The organism is Serratia sp. PL7, assembly GCF_945957435.1.
The window spans coordinates 1-18,544 of sequence record NZ_CAMFLB010000018.1; the positions used below are offsets into that span (position 1 = coordinate 1).

Here is an 18,544-nt window from a genome sequence, read left to right on the forward strand (position 1 = left end):
GATGGCATATTCCATGCCTGACAGTCAGTTTGGTCAAGTCAGTAAGCCAGCTTTGGTAAGTTTTGAGTAAAAAATCATAGCGAGCGATTGTATCTTGCATGGGGGAATTATCCGTATGTGCAGTGTTCAAACTAGCGTCATACTGCGCTTTGGGGAGATGACGCTGATGGTTTTCAGAAAGGTGATTACTGACGAGACTGGCTGATACGCTCCTGCAACCAGGACTCTATTTCGCTTTGTAGCCAGCGGGAACTGCGCCCCAACTTGATGGGTTTCGGAAAGACACCATCTTTAATGAGCTTATAGAACCACTTATCGGTTAAGCCGGTAAGACTGGTGATAAATGCCATATCGACAAATTGGTCTTCAAGTAAGGAAGGTTTGATGGTCATGATTGAGTTCTCCGGTAGCATTTGGGTTAGCCGGAGTCGTGGTTGATGATTACTCATGCCAGCTCCGACATACCAACCGGTGAATCTGTAAAAAGTCAGTGAAGGTTGTTCAGCGTATGCGTGGTCTACCTCGCTTGCTTTTTACCGGTATCACGCTTTTACCCGCGATGATGCCATTTTCCTTTTGCTCACATTTAGCCAGATAGCTAATGACATAACGCAGATTATCGATCTCGTCTGTATCAAAATGTCGGATAATCTTGCCAATTTTGATTTTGTAAATATCTTTGTAGACACAAAGGTAATGATATCCATCATTATCTGTTATTTGTTTCCAAATATCCCCCATAGCTCGGGACACAGGATAATGACAGTTCTGAAATTGCCCATTCAGATAGCAAACAAAATGGGCATGCAGTCCTTTTCTCTTCGTGTACTCTATCACCCAGTAATAGCCCACAATTGGAAAGGATTTTTCGAACTCTTTAATCAATATTTGGACTTCGTTATACATTGAATGTTTGCAGGCATGCCCAAAGCTTGCTGAGTTCTTTTTATAGGCAAAGTCGATCCTGAAAGGTAGTAATTTTGCAAAGCGCTGGAACATCGCCTCCATATGCATATTGATATCAGTTAGCAATAGACTATCCATTTCATACTTTGGGTTGGCGTTAAATGGTCTTTTCATTTTTCTTCCTCAGTAGTGATTCAAAGGAAGATGTAGTCCTGTAATTTTTACTTGGATAAGTCGATAGGTTTATCCAGTACATGCTTATCATCTTTAACGTATACGGGAGGTGATAGGTATATGTACTTCTTTTAATAATATTAATTAACCTTAATTCCCTATCATGACTGCTTACAGCATAACCCCCTTTTCTGAGGCGATAATCGAGGATGATGGAAAATCACGCTCGACGGAGGATACGAACTGGCAACAAGATCATAGACCGAATATGCCATCAAAAAAGTAATAGTACCGCAGTTTTGTTCTTACTAACTTTTGAGTCACCCTGAATTTGTGGATATGACTGTCTTATCCTTGAACTGTTCCACGCCCTGATAGACGTTCCTGTCGCTAAATTTTTGTAATAGAATCACCACTCAGATACCAATGCATCCAGTAATTGCGTAACATTAGACCATGATCACGTCAAATTTTTTCACTTGAAATAAATGTGAAATGCCTGTAAAACAAAATGATATGTAACTTTAAATTACTGTAAATCACTAAGTGATTTTATTGGTGTGGGAGATTGAAAATGGTTCGGATAGTTCGTAATGATGGTGAGATGATAAAAATCCTGGAAAATGCACTACAGCGATACAATATTAATTGCCCATCACATGCAGGTGATAAAAATTATCGCACCTATCTCGAACGTGTCAGAAAACACTGCCAGTCTCTTGGTCATAATGAGCAGGATTTAGACAATTTATTTGCTGAGGTGGAAAGCTATCAATCATTTTCCTTCCCTACGGAAGTTGATCTTGGATGGTTTAAAAGTGATGCTCGTGCGAGCCTGTGGTTGGCATGTGAATTATATTCTAAAACGCAAGGAATGACGTTGGGAACGGGGATTCTTGATATTTTGTCTCCAGATTCTTTACCGCCCGATCATCTTGTCAGGATACAGAATATCAGAAAGGTAATTCACAGCTGGCCACTTAGTATAACACCTAAGGAGTTTATGAAATCTAAAGCAATAGAATGGGCTAAATTAATTGAGCATGAAAATATTTTTAGTGATTTTCACTCTCAAGAAAATGATGTTTATGGTTGGTTAAAAGGTTATCTAGAGAAGCATATTCCATCTTCAGGTGTGCGTGTTTGTGGTAATGCTAGAGACGAAACTCTTGCATGGTGCTACGCCCTATACTTCGAATGGAAAAAGAAAAACTCAGAGTCACCTGATACTGTAAGTTTATTTAAAATTAAGTTCAAAAGTGCATGGGCGACACAAAAAAATAGATTGAAAAACAAAGTAACTAAAAAACTAAAGCCACTTAATATCTACATTTCTGAAGATAGTCATCGAATGTTAAGGACTTTGGCTTTGGACGGATGCATATCGAACGACAAGGTAGTTGAACATGCAATTAAAGTTGCATACAAAAATAAAATCGCAAAGAAATAATAATATTCAAAAAAATTTCAGACAGATATTATCTCTGTGAATCCCCCCCGAAACCATTCAGGCTCGAGGGTTTTGTTTTTCTGTCTGAGGTTGTTTCATGAAAAAATCAGAAAGTTTGCAGGCTATCGAAAAGCCGCTGGCTTCACTCCCCCATGCCATCAGCAAGCATATTTTTGACCATATTCAAAAGCTCACTCACTACGAACCTGTCATAGGTATCATGGGAAAAACAGGTGCAGGAAAATCGTCGCTCTGCAATGCGCTTTTCCAGGGTGAGGTCACGCCCGTCAGTGATGTCCAAGCCTGCACCCGTGACGTACTGCGATTGCGGCTGAGCAGTGGTGAGCATAGCCTGATACTGGTAGACCTACCCGGTGTAGGCGAGAGTGAGCAACGGGATAGCGAATATGAATCTCTGTATCGCCGTATCCTCCCTGAGCTGGATTTAATCCTGTGGGTTATCAAAGCCGATGATCGTGCTTTCTCCGTCGATGAACGTTTCTACCGACGGGGGATGACGGGCTACCAACAGCGAATACTGTTTGTCATTAACCAGGTCGACAAAATCGAACCTTGCCATGAATGGAACGCCACCAGCAATACGCCATCACCGCACCAGTTGGCTAATATCGAGTCCAAGCTGGACTCCATTCGCCAGCTGTTTTCACCGAGCCATCCAGTGAGCGCTGTTTCAGCAAGGACAGAATGGAATCTACCGTCAATGGTCGAAACCATGATGCGTTGCCTGCCTGACCGTGCCACCAGCCCTCTGGCGACGCAACTGCACGGGAGGTTATGCAGTGAACCGGTAAAAAAGCAGGCGCGTGAGGGTTTTGGTCATGCGGTTGGAGAAGTGTTTGATTCTGCGGAAGTGGCATCATTTATTCCCGCACCACTAAAAGCGATCATTCGTACCGTCCGCGAGGCCGTGGTATCCGTTGCCCGTGCCGTTTGGGACTGGATTTTCTTCTGAGCTGGCGCACCTGCCGTAATCTTAGGGACATACCCTGTCCGTTATGACGTTTTATAAGCTATCGAATTTGGTATGTTTTCTCTCTAAGCCCCGTCACAGTTGAGTTCGGCAACAGTAAAAAATACGTCTTCTTGTGTCCATTCCCTGTCCCTGCCCCTCGTTAAAATAACTGTTTTATTTTCAGCTAATTATCTCACTGGAGAACCTGTCTCATGACTCAGGCTGAACGCCGTCATGACCGGCTTGCCGTCAGGCTGTCGTTAATTATCAGCCGTCTGGTTGCGGGTGAAACGCTGGATTTGCGAACGTTGGCAACTGAATTTGGCGTGTCGGTTCGTACCCTGCGCCGGGACTTTCGGGAACGGCTGATGTATCTGGATCTAGAGTATCGCAAGGGTCAGTGTCGCTTGCTGTCCGGCGGCCGCCAGAGAGAGCTGGCTGTGATGACATTTGCCCGCCAGTCGGGCGTTGAAGCACTGTTTCCTGGTATGGATAACCATCTGGTCGCTTCACTGTTGAGCGGTCCTGGTGAGTCTCCCTGCCTTATCTGGCAGGGAGTGGCCCAAGCGTCATCCCCAGACTTGGGCGTGTTCACACGACTGGTGAGCGCAGTATCGGAACACCGGAAGGTGACGCTACTGGGAAGCGGTTGTCGCTGCACAGACCTTGCTCCCTATCGCTTGGTTCTGCGTGAGGGCGAGTGGTATCTGACGGGTGAGCATCAGGCCCGGATTGCCGTTTTTCCCCTGACCGATATTCGGGCGGTCACGCTCCACAACGGCAGCTTCGCCCCGGATATAGTGATGCGCGACATCCTCTCTCACCCGGATTTTCTTCAGGCTTTACCCCACTTTCGCTTTTTCCATTCATTGCTTGTCGCAACTGACGGCGGGCTTATACCTCAGAAGGAATAATCACGATGAAATTGCTTACCACTACAGTGCTGGCCGCCAGTTTTTGCCTTGGTGCTGTTTTTCCGGCTAACGCTGGAAACACCGTCGGCACAGTCAAAGCCTGGCAATACATGCAGGCTGACGGTTGGAAATCCGCCGATGGCATGGATGACAATAAGCTGCACAACATGCTCTATCAAGCCAGCGTGATTGATAACTACCCGTGGACGAAACAGTTTCTGCTACGTGTCCGTGGCGGCGGTGCAATTTTCCTGGCTGACAAGAAAGCTCACACCATCCGTCAGCTGAAATTGAATCCACTTAGCGGTAATTACAACGATATTGAAACGGTCTACCAGGGAGAGAATAACGGAAATGGATGTTATTTCGCCATTATTGATAACAAATTCTGGGCAAGAGACGAGGCCGAGCAGAATGTTCTCTATGGCTATCCTCGCGTCGATAATGTGGAAAACGAGCTGGCTAAAATCAGGCAGCAATTCAGCCCACAGGTAGTTATGGTCATGCCGGATAACTGTGTGAATAAACAACAGCAGGCCGTTTTGGCTGCTAAACGTTCGGAAGAAGACCGAAAGCTCCAGCAATGGGTGGCACAGCAAAGTCTCGCTGAATTATGTCGCCGCACAAGAAACTGCTGACTTCTTCTCAATACCACTAAAGGCAAAGATCGATGGAAAAGGATTATCAGAAGGTTATTGCGATACCGGCTCTCACGACGGCAAGGGTATGGGCAAAGCCTATTTACCGCAAAATCGCGCCACCCATGAGCCAATTTGTTAAAGCCTTACCTGTCATCGCCGGTTTAATGCTGTGCCACCTGTCATCCGCTTATGCTGACGAACAACGCTATATCAGCATCCGCAACACCGATACCGTGTGGACTCCCGGTAATATCTGCGCGTATCAGTTCCGTCTGGATGATGGTGGTAGCGGTGTGGGTTTTGGCCCACTGTCTGTTTCGCTGAGGCTGAAAGACAAGGCGGGCAACACGCTGGCGACGGGAACCATGGACGTTGCCCCCTTTGGCGATAGCGACGCTACCCGTTCTCAGGAGGCTTTTCTGGAGCATGAATGTGTTGAAAACGTCAGTGCCGTTGAAATCATGAAGGCGACCGAAGAGCGCAACGGCCATCAGGTTAGGCTGCCACTGTCCGTTTTCGACCCACAGTATTACCAGCCACTGTCAGTATCGGTTGCCGGGAATAAGTCATCATAACTGGCTTAGCTATGCATCTGCCAAACCTTAACTTAACACAATCTCCTCACTACACATCAGGCCATGCTCCCTTCGGGAAACATGGCCTTTTCGTTTTTAATCTCAGAATAAGGAACTAACCATGACTCGATTAGCCAGCCGCTTTGGTGCGGTCAATCTTGTACGCCGCGACCGCCCGCTAACCCGTGATGAACTGGCGCACTATGTGCCGAGCATATTCAGCGAAGAAAAGCATGCATCCCGCAGTGAACGCTATACCTACATTCCGACGATTACCCTGCTTGATAACCTAAAACGTGAAGGCTTCCAGCCGTTCTTTGCCTGCCAGACCCGTGTACGCGATCAGAGCAAGCGAGAGCATACCAAACACATGCTGCGTCTGCGCCGCGAAGGCCAAATCACTGGCAAGCAGGTGCCAGAAATCATTCTGCTTAACAGCCATGACGGTTCCAGTTCATACCAGATGTTGCCGGGGCTATTTAGATCTGTTTGCCAAAATGGACTGATTTGCGGTGAGAGTTTTGGTGAGGTGTGCGTGCCGCATAAAGGCAATGTGGTGGAGAAAGTCATTGAAGGGGCTTACGAAATACTGGGGATATTTGACCGAGTGGAAGAGAAGCGCGATGCCATGCAGTCGCTGCTGTTACCACCACCCGCTCAACAGGCGATGGCAAAAGCAGCATTAACCTATCGCTTTGGTGAAGAGCATCAGCCGGTAACGGAATCGCAGATCCTTTCCCCCCGCCGCTGGCAGGACGAAAACAATGACCTGTGGACCACTTACCAGCGTATTCAGGAAAACCTGATTAAAGGCGGGCTGTCAGGGCGAACGACCAAAGGCAAACGTGCCCACACTCGTGCTGTAAAAGGTATCGACGGTGATGTGAAGCTTAACCGCGCTCTGTGGGTGATGGCCGAGAATATGCTGCAGCTTGCTTCATGAATCTTTTTGCCCTCACTCCCTTCAGGACCTGTCGATAAACCGGCGGGGCTTAGTGTTTTAAGGAACTGATATGTCTGTACTTCATCTATCCCCGGTATTCCCGGCAAACGAGCAGCGCATTATCCGGCGAGCCCTGCGCTTGCTGGAGAAATATCAACGCCAGCCGGGTGAACAGTTTACCGCCACCAGTGTTGCTAAAAGCTGGGTACAGTTACAACTGGCTAGCGAGGAGCGGGAGGTATTTCTCGTGATGTACCTTGATAACCAACATTGCCTGCTGGGGCACGAAGCGTTGTTTACAGGCTCCATCAGCCATACCGAAGTACATCCCCGTGAGCTGGTGAAAGCGGCTCTGCGCCACAACGCCGCTGCAGTAATTCTGGCGCACAACCATCCGTCAGGTACGACAGAAATCAGCCAGCAGGACAAACATGTTACTCAGCAGATCGTAAAAGCGTTGGCACTGGTCGAAGTGCGAGTGCTGGATCATCTTGTGGTTGGGAATGAAGTGGTTTCTTTTGCTGAGCAGGGGTTGCTTTAAACGGAGGTTTTCATGCCATTAACACCACCTCATGAATGGGGTTTACAAAGCGATATCACCCCACGATTTGGCGCAAGATTGGTTCAGGAAGGTAACCGGCTGCATTACCTAGCTGACAGGGCTGGGTTGACGGGGAGCTTTAGCCCGGAGCAATTACATAAACTGGATCAGGCTTTCCCGCTGTTTATAGATCTGCTGGAAGCAATGCTGCATTCCGGTGAGCTAAACCCACACCAGCAACATCAGGTGACCATTCAGCTTGCGAGTTTAACCTGCATAGCTGATACCCGTGGTAGTTGCGGCTACGTTTACATTTCTATTTATCCAACCCAATAACACCTTCTCTCTTCTTCTATTATCAGGATTCAACTCATGCACATTTCATCTGTACCGGCCACGGTGCCGGTTTCGTCACGCCTGTCGCCCGTGCAGGTCTGGCAGCAACTGTTAACGTATCTGCTGGATCACCATTACGGACTGACGCTTAACGACACGCCATTCCACAACGACGCGGCCATTCAGGAACATATTGAAGCGGGAATAACACTTGCTGATGCAGTGAATTTCCTGGTGGAACGCTATGAACTGGTGCGCACTGATCGTAAGGGTTTCACATGGCAGGAGCAGACACCATTCCTGACTGCTACCGATATTCTCAGAGCAAGACGTGCTACCGGGCTGATGAATACGTAAATTTTTCGATCCTCATTCCTGATTTTTATCTCTGCACTTTCCACTCTTTTTATTCATCGCATAATGCGCCTGCCACTCCCGGCAGGCGTGTTTGCTTTTATGGACGATTAGCGATGCAAACAGAACCCGACGTGTTGACGGAACACAATGAACTCATCCTTTCGACCAGTATCGAACGCATTGTCACTGGTCGCGATTCTGCACTGATGCAGATTACACAAATCATCGAGCAGCTTGATGCTATTTCCCGGTTAACCTCAGAAATCGGCGGTGGTACAGCGCAAGACTGGGCGATGAAGGCTGAACACCGCTACGACAGTTGGCTGACAGAAAAGGCTGATAAAGCGATGCCTGCGATCACTCGCAATATCGATCGCAGTATCTGGCGCGATTTAATGTTGAAGTCTGGCATGATGGCCTTGATGGATGCTCAGGCTCGCGATCAGTGGCATAAGAACCTAGAGGAGGGGGAGCTTCCTGCAATCAGCGAGGCGAATATCCTCAGTACCTTTGAGCAGTTGCATCTGAATAAAATAGATGTATTTGAGCGTGGGATCATCAATGTTTTCAGAGGATTGTCATGGGATTATAAAACTAATAGTCCCTGCAGGTTCGGTAAGAAGATCATCATTAACAACTTGGTGAAGCATAACCGCTGGGGATTCAGTCTTAACTGGGGCTGGCGGCGAGACCAACTGGCTGACCTGGAGAGAATGCTGTACCTGCTGGATGGTAAACCGATCCCTGACAATCGCGGTGATGTCACGACCCGGCTAATGGAACATATTCGCGATCATCCGAGTGTGCAGTCGTACGTAGATGATTTCTTCAGCATTCGTTACTTTCAGAAGGGAACCGCGCATCTGACGTTCAAGCGTCCAGAGCTCATAGAAAAGATGAACGACATCATCGCAAAGCACTATCCAGGAATGTTGGGGAAATAGTTACTGTGAGTTTTGTGCCTTCGGATAGTGAAGTGAGCTACCTAGTAAGTAACTCACTGAATATGTTATTAATCGCACTTAACTGAATTTCTCGCTGCCTTCCCTTAACAGGCAGTGAGAACTTTAGATTAATTCGATAAGATGCGAGTATCCCAATTTTAAATCACCCTACACACGGAGTATGTGATGGTTCAGGATTCCTCTGCATTAGCCCCTTTCTTTCGTTCTCATATCTCAAAAAACAACCAGTACGACTCAAACTGGGGCAAGGACTATCGCCAGCTCGTAGAACAGATCCAAGCCGAAAAACCTAACTTCTCTGAGGATACGATTCGGCAGATTTGGTATGAACGCAAAAATGGCATCTCTAGCCTCAAGCGAGGTGGCATGTCCCAGTTTGAATTCGAAATGGCGCAAAAACAGCTACTCGATCTTACCCGCCAGATGGCAGAGAAGTGTACGCAGGACAACTACGACCGGGTGATTAAGGGCCTTGTTAAACTGAAAACAGACGGGATATTGAACAAGGTGTACATGGCACTCTGCCATCGAGCCTTTGCTGCGCTCTACCCGTCGAAAATTACTAACGTCGTGAATGTCAGCAATTTTTTCAGCAGTTACAACTATTGCAATAACCATTTTCAACTTGGCCTTTCTGAGGGGCAGGAGTGGTTCGCTCGCAACCTTGATCTCAAGAAAGCGTTGCACCGAGCATTGGGCGATGATGTCGATCCTATCGAACTGAATATGTCGCTCTGGCATCTCTACACGCAGGTGATTCAGAAGAAGAATGATATTGGGTTAATCGGTAGTGAGACTGCCTTGCCGGAGGACGAGCAAGACGAGGAGCTTACCACTCCGCAACTGCCAAAAAATACTATCCTCTACGGACCTCCAGGTACCGGTAAAACTTACTGTACCATCGAGCTAGCCGTACGCGCCTGCGAACCAGCAGCCTACTCGCTGCAGGAAGGCAAAGAAGAGAACGAAAAACGCCGTGAGCTGAAAAAGGTTTATGACCGCCTGATTGCTGAAAAGCGGGTGCGCTTTATCACCTTCCATCAGAGTTTTGGCTATGAAGAGTTTATCGAAGGGCTAAGAGCAGAAACCACCGATGATGGCAATGTACGCTACGAAATCAAAGCGGGCATTTTTAAGCAAATTTGTGAAGATGCTGCTTTTGGTCACGCCGGTGTTCAGCAGAAGCTTGACGAGGCGCTTGCCCGCCTACAAGAACGTTTATCTGAAAGTGGAAGCATTACCCTTGAAACGCTGCAGGGCAAAACCTTCCAACTGGCTTACAAGAGCCAGACCACCTTTGGTATCTTCCCGTCGCAATCGAAAAAAGAGGATTTAGGGCAGGGTTACAATGCTTACCTCAAGAATATCAGTCTGGTTTACCAAAACCCTCAGGCAAAGGTACACAATCCTTCATATGTACGTAGTATCCTTAATTACCTCATTAAACAGGAAGGTTTGCCTTCCAACCCACAGGAATCTGTATCTGAAAAACGGCAAAACTACGTTCTGATTATTGACGAGATTAACCGGGGCAACATCTCCAAAATCTTCGGCGAACTGATCACCCTGATAGAAACCTCTAAACGTGCCGGGGAACCGGAGGCGCTTAGCGTGATGCTGCCTTACTCTTCCAGTTCGTTCAGCGTACCGAATAATCTCTATTTAATCGGCACCATGAACACTGCTGACCGTTCGCTCACCGCACTGGATACCGCCCTGCGTCGCCGATTCGAGTTTGAAGCGATGCTGCCGGATATCACCGTTCTAAAAGAAACTGTTGTCAAAGGTATTGATCTGCCACGTCTACTGCAGACCTTGAATGACCGGATTGAGGTGCTATACGACAGAGAACATACACTAGGCCATGCCTTTTTCATCCCAGTAGTTCAGGTAAAAGAGGACGAAGGCCTGGCATTTGAAAGGCTCAAGCGGATCATGCGAAACAAGGTGCTGCCTCTGTTGGAGGAGTACTTCTACAACGACTGGCAAAAAATTCGTATGGTGTTGGGCGACAATCAGAAAAGCGGAAACCCGCAGCTACAGTTCGTGTGCGAGGTGAAAGACCAGAAACAGTTTGCCGATCTTTTTGGCAATAACGGAACTGAAGATCTGCATGATATAGGTGCCAGTTTCCATCTAGCCCCTGAGGACGACAAGGTTTGGGATAACCCGCTCGCCTGGCAACAAATTTATGCGCCACATAAAGGTAACCCGGTGAGTGGGGAATGAAGTCTCGTAAGGACTTTACCGTCTTCGAATATGGGCACCTGATTAGCGACAAAGACAGTGGCCGCATAAATAATGCGGTCTCGCTGCCTCCGCACCTGTTTGAGTGGCTTGAGCAACGTTGCCTGAAAGATGACGCGGATAACACTCACCGTCTGCTCACCCTTGGAAGTCGGGGAGGCGTAAAAACGCTGCAGGTAAAAAACTATGCTGGTGTTATCTCTCTTCCGGGTAATGCGTTTATTGAAGTGTTGCCAAAAACGGGGCGGCGTGATGAGAACATTGATATTGCACGTCAGCAGCTTTTGATGATGCTACGCACGCTAAAATCATTTCGCCATATAGCCACTTCAGCATCCAGAGTTCGAACCTCGAAGATGCCGCTGATGGATGTTTTTATTCAGCAGTTTATCGATAGCGTACAGCAGATTGTGCGCCAGGGTCTAAAGCGTGACTATTTACGCCAGCAGGACAATCTTCCTTGGATGAAAGGGAAGTTACGGGTCTCAGCTCAAATAAGCAAAAACTGTGTGCGTCGGGATCGCTTTCAGGTGGAGTTTGACGATTATAGCTCTGAACGTCCGGAGAACCGGATACTGAAAACCGCCATCGATAAAATTCGCCGTCAGATCAGCAACCCACAGCTACTACTACAAGTTAACTCTTTGCAGGTGCACTTTGACGACATCACGCCTGTCGGTGATGTTCGCATCGCATTCGACCAGGTACGTTTTGACCGACATATGCGTCACTATGAACTTGCCTTGGCGTGGGCGCGGCTGATTTTGATGGGGCAGTCGCCCCACTGCATGCAGGGCGACGCCAACGCAATTTCACTGCTTTTCCCAATGGAAGCTGTGTTTGAATCTTTTGTGACTGCATGGATGCGTCATCGTTATAACGATAACTGGCATGTGAAGGCACAGGTGGATTCACACACCTTGGTTCGTCTCAATGGCAAAGGAGTATTTAAGCTTAGACCCGATATCCATCTACGACCTCGTGGGGAGAATGGGGATCAGGCGATGATTTGTGATGTTAAATGGAAAATGGTGGAGAGCGGAAAGGCGACACTCGAACAATCGCAGGCTGACCTCTACCAGATGCTGGCTTACGGTGTGAACTATCAGGAGGGGATAGGGGATATGCTGCTGATTTATCCTTCGCATGAGGGTTTTAGTCAGCCGTTACCTTATCCATATGAATTCAGCCATCAAACGGAAAACCCGTTGCGTTTATGGATTGTGCCATTTTTCATTGGTGCCAGTTTGCAAAGTTCTGGCCTGCGTTTCCCTGATGGGAAAAGCTTGATTTAAAATCCGTGTTATTCTCTTTCGTACAATTAGCCACAACGGTGTTGTACTGATATAGCTCTGTACCCGCTTGCGCTGTCTGATTTTTGTACGGATTTTCGTTTGTGGGTACAAGTGCGGGTACAAACTCTAAGTGTTAATAATAAATCATATTGAAATCAGTTAGTTGATTGGCATGTGCGAGTCCGGCCTTCGCACCATTAGTCAGTACGCAAATCAAGTCGCCTTCGAGCGGCTTTTTTTGTGCCTGGAGTTTGGCCCCCGCAAGACTTCTGCGCTTTTTTAGTCAACCTGATTCAATCGGCATCAACTTACGGTTTAAGTACGAACGTTGGCCATTTGCTTTGCTACCGGATTGATTGGACGAAAAAACTTAATGATTTCATTGCTAACCAGTGTCCAAAGACGCTAGTGGAGTAGTAGGTAATGTGTCATATGCTTACTATGATTAAAAATGATCAGAGGAGGATGGCGTGACTACAACAGCCCGTGTTCAGTCGCGGCTGAAACGTTCGAAGAGTTATGTTTTCACTCGTGACGATTTCAAAGATCCCGCTGGCTACGATCAGATTGGCAGAGTGCTGCGTGAATTGATTAAAGAAGGGCTACTGCTGAAAAGTAGGTTAGTGTATCTACACCAAAGCGCGGCAGAATGCGATTACTGGTAAGTTAATGCCCGCAGCTCCCGATGGCTCTGCTGCTGTATTAGAAATCAAAACCTCACCGTGCTTTAAGCGAGTCTTGCCAGTAGGGAATAGAAAATTAAATGGATTATTTAACTCAATATGAGTTTAGCTAATAGAATTAGTTCGGTATATTATATGATTTTAACCCTCCGATCTGACAGAAAAATTTTTATTAAGATTCTGTCAGACTAGAGTTGAGTTCATATTATAAAAATTAAAAGATAATTCCAGATTGTATTTTTTTTACGAGCTCACCTACGGTGAATATTTCCCAATCTTCTACCTGCACTTCAGTTAAGCTCACTGCAATTTTTAATGTAGGCCACGCGACTTCTACGGTTGCAACCGTTTTATGATCAGTACTTTGTAAGCTTAGTCCAAGCACCGGCAGCTGATACCCTTTATGCTGCATAATGTTAATATCGCCATGAATAGATGGATCGGTGAGTTCATAGATATTTTTCCAAGAGTCTGTTTTTAATAATCCTTGTTGAGAACGTAACTGTTGAATAGTTTCCATTTCAGTTTTATTGACAAATATTCCTTGATGGAACGGTTGTTTTCTATGACAGTCTTTGCACAAGACACGTAGGTTTTCTGCTGAATTATCGTATTTTACTCCATTCTTATGATGAACATCACAAAGATGGCGCGAGGAGTTTAAGTTAAGGCGACAGTTACTACATGTGTAATTTTCTTGCTCACGAACAGAACGAGAGATTTCTTTCCAGTTATCTACATAACCACTATTTGCTTTATCATGAATTCCTTTAGGCATATAACGGAAACAAGTACTATAATGTGAGAAAAAATCATTTAAAGAGAACGAATTAAATACCGCTCTTTTTTGTTTTTTATCAATGCTACCTTTGTAATTAAGCCGTTCAAGGCAGTTCATACAAACCCTTAAGTCAACATCTTGGCTTCGGCCTAGTCCGTCATCAATCTCAAAAAAGCCATCAGAACGGTTTGTAGCATGATATCTCTCAAATCTATTTCTCTGGCGCATATCATCTAAAGTTCTACACCAGGATATATGGAATCTTTTCCCTTTTTCACCATTCTCAATAGCCATGTCATAGCTTCGTGTATGATCGCGAATATATAACAGGACCTGGCGACCCTGATAAGAAATCAAACCACTTCCAGGATCTAAATCGGCAATACTGACTTCTTTACCCGCTGACAGTTCAATGTCTATAGGGGCAAAAATAACTGGCGTTTCATCCAGTAAAAAGTCAATCCCTTCAGGCAGCATTTTTTTGCCTAGTTGAATTAATTCGGAAATATCGATAGATAATTTCATCAATTACTCCTGAATAATTTTACGTATCTGTAGTTCAGCATTAGTGACGACTTTGAAAGTAACACGGCGAGAACGGTTAGGGTCTTCCTTGTCATCGTTATCAAGGATAGGATGCGCTGAAGAGTACCCGACGGCAGCAAATTTGCTTTTTACCCATCTTTGGTGTGTTGCACTTTCTTTTAATGTATAAACATATTGCAATACAGCTCGCGTACGGCCTTGAGATAATTCCATGTTATTAAAATAGGCAACATCAGGATTTGAAGTTCCAGTCCAATCAGTGCTGGTATGGCCTTCTATGCGTACCTCTGTAATGTGTTCCCGATATTTTTCTATAACTTTAAGATAACGAGGGAAAAAATCAATAAGTATTTTTTTAAACTTTGGCTTAAGATCTGTACTCCCCAAACCAAATAAAACATCGGGTGACTTGAAGCGGACCTCAAGTGTTTGCTTATCAATTTCTGCATCCCAAGCAGGAAGATCTTCCGCAAACTCAATCTCCAGCGCATTGTAAAGTTGAAGCTGAGCATTTTCGTAGGCAACGGCGACCTCTTTTATTTTCTCTTTCTCAATGCGGACATAATGCATATATGCAATAGAAATAAACATAAAGACCATCATCAGGCCAGCCATCAGATCTGACATGGAAACCCAGTGTTCATTATCCTGATCTTTTTTTACTATCTGTTTTCCAATGATTTTATCCATCAGCGATTACCCGCGGTTTTGTTTAGCAGATAGTAATGATTGCAATTGACTCATGACTACTTGGTAATCTTTTAGGAGCTTTTCGTAGTTACCAACAAAGCCTTTACTGATAGATAGAAGTGCATTCCCCAGAGACTGCATTTCACGATTCATCTCGCGTTCGGTTGCCTGTTCGAAAGCATGTAATTGTTCGTTAATTGAACTACCAAACTTCTCGATGGATTCTTTTACCTGAGATGTAAGACCTGTACTTGCTTTATCAAATGAAGTTTGTATGGAACCTAACATATTATCGGCGTTGTTAGATAGTTGTTGATTAAATTTATCACCAGTTTTACTAAACAAATCAATAACGTTTGTGGTGTTCTTTTCCATATTTAGATGTAGTTCTCTGGAATGAGACTCTATAGATTTCAGGAACTCATCACCGCTTTGTTTCATTTCGATAATGGTATCTCCGAGAGTGTTGGTCAGAGCTTCAGAAGAATTACTCACATCGTGGGCCATTGAAGCAAAAGCTTGCTGAGTTTGAGTTACTGAGTGTCTGAACCCTTCAGTGCCTTCATCTAGAGCAACACGCATCGAATCGGCATTAGTAAGTAATTGCTGACTAGTTTGTGTAAGAGAGGCGCTCATATTGGCAGCACCCAGTTTTAGCAGTTCGCCTACTTCGGCCATTCTGGTCTGAATTTCCGGTAAAACATCAGTCGCTTTATCGCGTATAGCTACGAAAGTATCCAGATGTCGTGATAGTTCACCGATCTGATGCTGGTTTACCTGCAGGACATCGCGCAGTTCTGACATCGCCAGTGGGATCTCTTTACACTCTTCCCAAATCCCTGCGACAGCACTACGGGTTTCAACTAAAGATTCTACACTCTGTTGATATTGCTCACTCATCTGATCAACCTGAATTTTATAGTTCTCTTGCCAGTCAACAAGTTTTTTAACCGAAGCATCTAACGCTTTAAAATTTTCGCCAAACTGTTCCGTTAAGTTATTATTAAAATCAATAATTACCTGTTTAAGAGCATCGATGATTTGTTCTGTTGCTCCCTTGGCCATTAAATCAGCAAATTGTTGTAATTGTTCCCATAACTTATGACTAAATTCAGTGTGGTTTATAATTTGTGATCGAGAGTTATCATTAATTTCATTACGCAGTAATTTAATCTGGGCAACAAGAGATCCTTCTTCGCCACCACTAATACCTGATATCAGTTTTTCAAAATGTTGATTTTGTTCTTTTAATTCCATATAAATATGTTCTGGGGTAACCAACTCAGGTTCTGCCCTCTCAAGCTTATTTCGTTTATTAGCAAAGAAAAATGCATCTAACCCATTAAATAAAATAGCGAAGAACATACCAATAATACTAGTGATAAATGCTGTTTTCAGACCTCCAAGTAATACAGGAATACTGGTATCAATGCTCTCTGTATTAAAATTAAGCAACCCAATAATGATGCCGGTAAAGGTACCCAATATACCTAATGCTCCCATAAGTGTTGGGGCATACTCTCGAAATTTACTGTGAATATTTTTATGATCGCACCACCAAGCACTGAAAAACACGAAAATAACGGCCCAAATGAATATATTGGTGACGAGTGTGGAATCGATAGATTGGAAAATATGTTCAAATAACTGAGCTAACATTGTTGTTCCTGTGATAATGACCCTACGGGTGGCGTTAGTGTTTCATCGACACCATGTCAGAGAGGGAGGGAAGGTGAACCCTCCAAAAATTTGTGACGATTATATCAAAAATATTCTAAACATAAATGATTTCAGTCACGTTCTGCAGGATGAGTCCATGGAGCGTTCTACAGGGGGGGATACTTCATAACAGATAGATAAAAGTATCTTTTATAGGGAATCAGAGGTGCATAATCTTACCAAAAAATCTGTAAATCGCCAGAATACGACAAAATGGGCTAAACTCTGCTTGGCGTATTGTCTCCCTGAGATAGAATAATCGATGCTTGATCTGGGTATGGTTCATCACATATCAGAGAAAAATAAAAGTTAATGAGACTTCTTTCGGAGCGACGATCTTGTCATCGAAAAAGTAGAGTAACAATCCTGAACGGCTATTTTGTGTGGCTAGATTTTAAACAGCTCAAGAGTTTTCTTGGGCTGTGCGGCATCACCACATCTTTTCATTATAGATTAGTGTGAGTATACAAACCGGTTCATTTCTCAGAGTTAACCAATGCCCTTTTACCTCCAGATCTCTGTACAGAGCTTAAGGTTAACCGTTAGCAAGCCTAAACGCTTCAGACATTCGTTCCTGCTCCCGAAGAGGTAGTCCCAAACCATCAGCAATTGTCCTCCATTGAGCCACGATCCCCATAAAGTTTTCAATAATTTCATCGGCCTGTGCCAAGTTCAAACGGAAATATTCAGCGACTTCGCGTGCCAGTTCGAGATCTAGTGCATTATCTGCTTCGGTGATATTAAGCTTTAGGCCGTCAGACCAGGGAACGGGATTCATATCGTAGGCTGCAGAAAGCCGCCAGCCTTTGCCAGGGACCAAAATGAAACCATGATTGCGTAAGTGATCATCGGTGTTAGAGACAAGAATATTGAAAACAATCCTTGACCAGAGCTCTTGCAGGTCGGTTTTTGTTTGTGCGCCATGTCTTATCAGAACGTCTGCAAGTTCAAGATAACTGGCGCCGCTAGAGGCATCATCACCATCTTGATGTCTGGTCATTGTCATGGCAGAAGCAAAATGAAGGCGCTGGCCGGATCCTGTACGGTCGAACCGACGGACCATAAAGCAGTGGTAATCGCTGGCATATTTATGCGCTTCAGCTGTTGCGACGTTCAGCCCGCAGCCAACAGCGAGAGCATTGGCTACCATCTCCCAGCCGCCAACATCGTAATCATCTTTGGTGCTGGGAAATTTTGCGATATAGAGATGGCCATGCTTGTCCACGACACTTGCTTTGGGCCTTGCCCCACCTAGAGAGCCACCTGGCGCAATAAGCATCCGCAACCATTCCTGACCCTGTAGGGATGTATTGTCTGGATCATCTTCCAGTGCGCGGCTTGCCCTTTCTAAAGCGTGAATTTCGGTAAAGGGAGGTGCCGCTTCGTCAGCTCGGTTATCAAGAAATTCACCTTCATCATTAAGCTTGTAGCGTAGAGCTCCTACTCGATAAAGATCATGTACACCCAAGAGATAATTTGATTCGTATAGCCTGGTTCCTTCAGCTTGGATACCGGCACGAATATCCCGTTCAAGGCGACGCTTCATCAGTATTCGGCCCCAGCGATCGGGACTGGAGTCACCAAATATACCGAATTTATCCCGTGGGTGAGTGGGGTACTGGGCACCCTCGAATAAAAGAATTTCTGGATCAAGTTGCAAACGATTGAGGTCGGGATCAGTCAGTGCTAGAGGGTCATACTGAAATTCAAACAACTCTCGCGTACGAGTTTGTCGGCTATGCAGCAAGCCAACTCGCTTTGGCCCGCGCATTCCATCCCAGTCTGCATATACCCCAATCATCGCCATC

General features: G+C 45.4%; 18 protein-coding genes and 1 pseudogene. 13 read left to right on the forward strand and 6 right to left on the reverse strand.

Features of this window, described 5'->3' with window-relative positions; translation table 11 throughout:
- Nucleotides 1-185 precede the first annotated feature (185 nt).
- Entirely contained in the window at nt 186-392 is a 207-nt protein-coding gene (locus tag N6G83_RS39280) for a helix-turn-helix transcriptional regulator (RefSeq protein WP_021807839.1), read from the reverse strand.
- Between the two features lie 109 nt (nt 393-501).
- Nucleotides 502-1,080 carry an inovirus-type Gp2 protein gene (locus N6G83_RS39285; RefSeq protein ID WP_211134701.1) on the reverse strand — a complete coding sequence of 193 codons (579 nt, stop codon included), beginning with the start codon at nt 1,078-1,080 and terminating at the stop codon, nt 502-504.
- A gap of 604 nt (nt 1,081-1,684) precedes the next feature.
- Here N6G83_RS39285 and N6G83_RS39290 point away from each other — a divergent pair.
- The 13 genes and pseudogenes from N6G83_RS39290 to N6G83_RS39350 all read left to right on the forward strand — a co-directional run bounded on the left by N6G83_RS39290 (nt 1,685) and on the right by N6G83_RS39350 (nt 13,103).
- Nucleotides 1,685-2,530: a hypothetical protein gene (locus N6G83_RS39290; RefSeq protein ID WP_260524144.1), complete on the forward strand. Its 846-nt coding sequence runs from the start codon at nt 1,685-1,687 to the stop codon at nt 2,528-2,530.
- Nucleotides 2,531-2,627: 97 nt separating this feature from the next.
- Nucleotides 2,628-3,503, forward strand: coding sequence for a GTPase family protein (locus N6G83_RS39295; RefSeq protein ID WP_211134699.1), 876 nt, complete (start codon nt 2,628-2,630; stop codon nt 3,501-3,503).
- Between the two features lie 212 nt (nt 3,504-3,715).
- On the forward strand, nt 3,716-4,417 hold the full coding sequence (locus N6G83_RS39300; RefSeq protein ID WP_024484792.1) for a WYL domain-containing protein: 702 nt from the start codon (nt 3,716-3,718) through the stop codon (nt 4,415-4,417).
- A gap of 5 nt (nt 4,418-4,422) precedes the next feature.
- Nucleotides 4,423-5,055 (forward strand): hypothetical protein, encoded by a 633-nt coding sequence (locus N6G83_RS39305; protein ID WP_211134698.1) that lies wholly within the window; start codon nt 4,423-4,425, stop codon nt 5,053-5,055.
- Nucleotides 5,056-5,180: 125 nt separating this feature from the next.
- On the forward strand, nt 5,181-5,633 hold the full coding sequence (locus N6G83_RS39310) for an IrmA family protein (protein WP_211134697.1): 453 nt from the start codon (nt 5,181-5,183) through the stop codon (nt 5,631-5,633).
- 121 nt (nt 5,634-5,754) lie between these two features.
- Nucleotides 5,755-6,576: a DUF932 domain-containing protein gene (locus tag N6G83_RS39315; protein WP_211134696.1), complete on the forward strand. Its 822-nt coding sequence runs from the start codon at nt 5,755-5,757 to the stop codon at nt 6,574-6,576.
- A 70-nt stretch (nt 6,577-6,646) separates the two neighbouring features.
- Complete coding sequence (locus N6G83_RS39320) at nt 6,647-7,117, forward strand: JAB domain-containing protein (RefSeq protein ID WP_211134695.1); 471 nt, start codon at nt 6,647-6,649, stop codon at nt 7,115-7,117.
- Nucleotides 7,118-7,129: 12 nt separating this feature from the next.
- Complete coding sequence (locus N6G83_RS39325) at nt 7,130-7,453, forward strand: type IV toxin-antitoxin system YeeU family antitoxin (protein ID WP_211134694.1); 324 nt, start codon at nt 7,130-7,132, stop codon at nt 7,451-7,453.
- Nucleotides 7,454-7,489: 36 nt separating this feature from the next.
- Nucleotides 7,490-7,810 carry a TA system toxin CbtA family protein gene (locus N6G83_RS39330; protein WP_161741367.1) on the forward strand — a complete coding sequence of 107 codons (321 nt, stop codon included), beginning with the start codon at nt 7,490-7,492 and terminating at the stop codon, nt 7,808-7,810.
- Between the two features lie 113 nt (nt 7,811-7,923).
- Nucleotides 7,924-8,754, forward strand: a complete 831-nt coding sequence (locus tag N6G83_RS39335; RefSeq protein WP_211134714.1) for a DUF4942 domain-containing protein — start codon at nt 7,924-7,926, stop codon at nt 8,752-8,754.
- Between the two features lie 186 nt (nt 8,755-8,940).
- Nucleotides 8,941-11,004 carry an McrB family protein gene (locus tag N6G83_RS39340; RefSeq protein ID WP_211134693.1) on the forward strand — a complete coding sequence of 688 codons (2,064 nt, stop codon included), beginning with the start codon at nt 8,941-8,943 and terminating at the stop codon, nt 11,002-11,004.
- Complete coding sequence (locus tag N6G83_RS39345) at nt 11,001-12,317, forward strand: McrC family protein (RefSeq protein ID WP_211134692.1); 1,317 nt, start codon at nt 11,001-11,003, stop codon at nt 12,315-12,317. Before N6G83_RS39340 ends, N6G83_RS39345 begins: the two co-directional genes overlap by 4 nt.
- Before the next feature lie 470 nt (nt 12,318-12,787).
- Nucleotides 12,788-13,103, forward strand: a pseudogene (locus tag N6G83_RS39350) (S-adenosylhomocysteine hydrolase).
- A gap of 111 nt (nt 13,104-13,214) precedes the next feature.
- On the opposite strand, the gene zorE reads toward N6G83_RS39350, so the two are convergent.
- The 4 genes from zorE to N6G83_RS39370 all read right to left on the reverse strand — a co-directional run bounded on the left by zorE (nt 13,215) and on the right by N6G83_RS39370 (nt 18,543).
- On the reverse strand, nt 13,215-14,306 hold the full coding sequence (gene zorE, locus N6G83_RS39355) for a type II Zorya anti-phage system protein ZorE (RefSeq protein ID WP_211134691.1): 1,092 nt from the start codon (nt 14,304-14,306) through the stop codon (nt 13,215-13,217).
- Nucleotides 14,307-14,309: 3 nt separating this feature from the next.
- Nucleotides 14,310-15,017: a type II Zorya anti-phage system protein ZorB2 gene (gene zorB2, locus N6G83_RS39360; RefSeq protein ID WP_211134690.1), complete on the reverse strand. Its 708-nt coding sequence runs from the start codon at nt 15,015-15,017 to the stop codon at nt 14,310-14,312.
- A 6-nt stretch (nt 15,018-15,023) separates the two neighbouring features.
- Nucleotides 15,024-16,676, reverse strand: coding sequence for a type II Zorya anti-phage system protein ZorA2 (zorA2, locus tag N6G83_RS39365; protein WP_211134689.1), 1,653 nt, complete (start codon nt 16,674-16,676; stop codon nt 15,024-15,026).
- 595 nt (nt 16,677-17,271) lie between these two features.
- On the reverse strand, nt 17,272-18,543 hold the full coding sequence (locus N6G83_RS39370; RefSeq protein WP_211134688.1) for a type II toxin-antitoxin system HipA family toxin: 1,272 nt from the start codon (nt 18,541-18,543) through the stop codon (nt 17,272-17,274).
- Nucleotide 18,544: the final 1 nt, after the last annotated feature.